Origin of the sequence: Anaerotignum sp. (assembly GCF_045122575.1) — a bacterium.
Taxonomy (GTDB): domain Bacteria; phylum Bacillota; class Clostridia; order Lachnospirales; family Anaerotignaceae; genus Anaerotignum_A.
The window spans coordinates 1-3,704 of record NZ_JBGVHV010000023.1; the positions used below are offsets into that span (position 1 = coordinate 1).

General features: G+C 48.6%; 3 protein-coding genes. All 3 read left to right on the plus strand.

Going from position 1 to position 3,704, the window contains the following annotated elements; translation table 11 throughout:
- Positions 1-622 (plus strand): Stp1/IreP family PP2C-type Ser/Thr phosphatase (locus ACJMLT_RS00985; RefSeq protein ID WP_405725237.1); only part of this gene is annotated, 622 nt, incomplete at its 5' end.
- Between the two features lie 16 nt (positions 623-638).
- Entirely contained in the window at positions 639-3,011 is a 2,373-nt protein-coding gene (locus tag ACJMLT_RS00990) for a protein kinase domain-containing protein (RefSeq protein WP_405725240.1), read from the plus strand.
- A gap of 23 nt (positions 3,012-3,034) precedes the next feature.
- On the plus strand, positions 3,035-3,704 hold a 670-nt coding region (gene rsgA / locus ACJMLT_RS00995), incomplete at its 3' end, for a ribosome small subunit-dependent GTPase A (protein WP_405725243.1).

Genomic DNA, 3,704 nt, shown 5'->3' on the forward strand with positions numbered 1-3,704 from the left:
TGGTATGGGCGGATGCAATGCCGGTGAGGTGGCATCCAGCAGTGCCATCGAAGCCTTTCTTGCCCATTTCTGGAAAGAAATGAAGCATGCCACCAGTGAGGATATGCTGGATATGATGACGGGAGCTATGGCGGCAGCCAACAAAGAGGTCTATACCAAATCCAATACCGCAAGGGAATTTGCGGAAATGGGGACGACCATCGTGGCAGCGGCCATCCGTGAAGATAAGGTCTATGTGGCCCATGTGGGGGACAGCAGAGCTTATCTGTTCCGCAAAAAAGAAATGCTCCCTCTGACGACAGACCACTCCTATGTGATGGAACTGGTCAGAAGAGGGAACATCACGAAGGAAGAAGCGGCGACACATCCGAAGCGGAATGTGATCACCCGTGCTATTGGCATCAGAGATACAGTGGAAACGGACACAACCATTCGTTCCCTGAAAAAAGGAGATATCCTGCTCCTTTGCACAGACGGGCTTTGCGGCCTGCTGAAGGATGAGGAAATGGCGAAGATCCTGAATAAACGTACAGAACTGGAAAGAAAAGCGGAACTGCTGATTGCGGAGGCGAACAAGAAGGGTGGTTTCGACAATATTTCCCTGATTCTGGTTCAGATATAAGTAGGAGGTTACACAGATGTTATTGAATCCGGGTACTGTCCTCAGCGGCAGATACGAAATTTTAGAAAAAATCGGTTCCGGCGGCATGGCTGTGGTATATAGAGGCAAAGACAGAAAACTGGATCGTTATGTAACGATCAAGGTTTTGCGCGAGGAATTCATCGGGGATGAAGAATTTATCGAGCGTTTCCGTTCTGAAGCCTGTTCCGCAGCAAGACTGTCTCACCCCAATATCGTAAGAGCGTATGATGTGGGGGATGACGGAGATATCAGCTATATCGTAAATGAATATATCCACGGGGATACGCTGAAAAAGGCCATTAAGGAAAAAGCTCCTTTTGATTCCCGTTCTACCATCAACGTTGCGATCCAGATCGCATCTGCATTATCTCAGGCTCATAAAGCTCATATCGTACATAGAGATATCAAACCTCAGAACATTCTGGTGGGGACAGACGGCGTGGTAAAGGTAACAGACTTTGGCATTGCCAGAGCAGCGACGGCATCTACCATGACCACAACAGCCAATGCGGCAGGTTCTGTCCATTACTTCTCCCCTGAACAGGCAAGGGGCGGCTATGTGGATGAAAAGAGTGATATCTACTCTCTGGGTATCTCCATGTTTGAAATGATCACTGGGGTGCTGCCCTTTCAGGGGAATAATTCCGTAAGCATCGCCCTGATGCATATCAACGATGAACTGCCGGATATCCGTCAGTACAACCCCAACTGTACACCATCTCTGGAAGGTATCATCAAGAAAGCGACCATGAAAAAGGCTGATGAACGCTATGCCAATATCGACCTGCTGCTGGCAGATCTGATCCGTGCAAGAGCAGATATCACCGGTGCGGGAAAAAGAGAGCAGCCTGTAGAAAAGAAAGAGGAACCTGCGAAAGAAGCGGCAGCAGCGGCGGCAGGTGCAGGGGTGCGTATGTCCAGAAGAGCGGAAGCGGCGGCTCAGCTGAGAGCGGCGCAGGAAAAGGCGGCAGCAGAAAAAGCGGCGCAGGAAGCCCAGGAAACACCTCAGGAGACAAAACCTGCGGATCCCAAAGAACTGGAAGCCATCCGTATGGCGAAAAAAGCGGAGCCCGTTTTGGAAAAAGAACCTGAATTTCAGGAAATGAAAATCATTCCCAAGCCCATTGAACTGGGAGAGGATCAGGCAGAAGAGGAAGAAGGGGATGTATATACACCCTTGGTTGGCTTCGACAAATACAGCAAGAAACTGCCTCAGATTTCTAAAGAGGACGAGTATGAAAGTGAATATGTGGCTTCTGAAAAAGTGAAAACAAGCAGACGTCCCGAAAGAGTACGCAGAAACCCCAGAGCAGAAGCAGATTATGATAATGAGCATGACAGAAAAACAGAACGTAAGGTTATTCTTGCAGCAGTCATTACGGCTCTGGTTATCATCGGCATCATTTCTGCTGTAGGTATTAAATTCCTGGGCGGCGGTTTCTCCGGCTTCGGCGGATTCTCTGCAGAAGAAGGCGGTATGGAAACGCCTCTGTTTATCGGTGTACCCTATGAAGATGCGGTGAAGGCTGCGGAAGAAATGGGTATCATTCTGGTGGAAGAAGGGGAAGATTACAGCAGCTTCTATGATACAGGCTATATCATTTATCAGTCTGTCAGCGAAGGCACCCCTATCAAGGAAGGCACAAAGATCGGCGTTAAGATCAGCCTTGGCCTGACGGAAGAAGAAATGCCCAACGTGGAAGGTAAGAAAGAAAAGGATGCGCTGGAAGCGATCATCCGTCTGGTCGGCGATGTTGCCCAGAGAGAATATGTATACGACCCTGAAGCAGACCCTATGACAGTCATCAAACAGGAACCTGCGGCAGGGGAAATGATCACAGCAAAGAGCAAAATCGTTCTGACCATCAGCAAAGGCGATGAAGACAGCAGCGTTGTGGTTCCCAATGTAGTGAATGAAACACTGGAAAGCGCAAAAAGCTCTCTGGAAGCCGTTGGTCTGACAGTAGGCAGCGTTTCCGAAGCAGCGAGTGACCGTGTGGCGGCAGGTAAAGTTATCACACAGACAGTAGCAGCAAACTCTGAAGTTTCCCGCGGCAGTGTAGTCAATCTGGTAGTGAGTACAGGCGCAGGCGGTTCTGAATCCTCTGCACCCTCTGCAGGCAACAGCCAGAGCAACGCACAGGGTACAAAATACTTCACAATCAACGCCCCTGCAAATGCAAGTGGTTCTGTATATGTCAGAGTAGTGAAAAATGATGTGGACGGTGCATTCCCTGTGGTAGATGAATATCGTGATGCATCTGAATTCCCTTACAGCGTACCTGTAACAGGTAAGGGCAGCGGTTCTGTATCCTGCTATCTGAATGGTGCAGAACAGTGGACACAGAGTGTAAACTTTGGTGATTAATAATTGAAGAATAAGGTGAAAAAATGCTGGAAGGCGTAATTTTAAAAGGTATTGGTGGATTTTATTATATCGATACGGATACAGGCGTTTATGAATGCCGCGCCAGGGGTATCTTCCGTAAGGAAGGTATCCGCCCTACAGTTGGGGATGCGGTGCGTATTTCTGTTTTGGATGAGGAAAATAAGAAGGGCAGCCTGGATGAGATTCTGCCCAGAAGAAATGAACTGATCCGCCCCCGTGTGGCCAATGTAGATCAGGCAGTTATCGTATTTGCGGCAAAAAGCCCCAATATGAACCTTGACCTGTTGGACAGATTCCTGCTGCTGGCAGAAGAACAGGAACTGGATATTGTTATCGTGATCAATAAAATCGACAAAGATAAAAAGGAAAAATATGCAGAAGCGGCAGAAATGTACCGCAAGGCAGGTTATCCTGTCATCTGCACAAGTGCGGAAAAAGGCATTGCCATTGATGAACTGAGAGCGGCACTGGAAAACAAAATTTCCGTGTTTGCAGGCCCCTCCGGTGTAGGCAAATCCAGTCTGATCAATGCGGCTTTCCCCGGATTGGAACTGGGTACAGGGGAGATCAGTGAGAAGATCCAGCGTGGTAAACATACCACACGCCATGCGGAATTGATCCAGATCACGGAAAAGAGCTATATTGTGGATTCCCCCGGGTTTACATCTCTTT

Coding starts and splice junctions, on each gene's coding strand:
- ACJMLT_RS00990 (WP_405725240.1), top strand. CDS start 639: ATGTTATTGAATCCGGGTACTGTCCTCAGCGGCAGATACGAAATTTTA.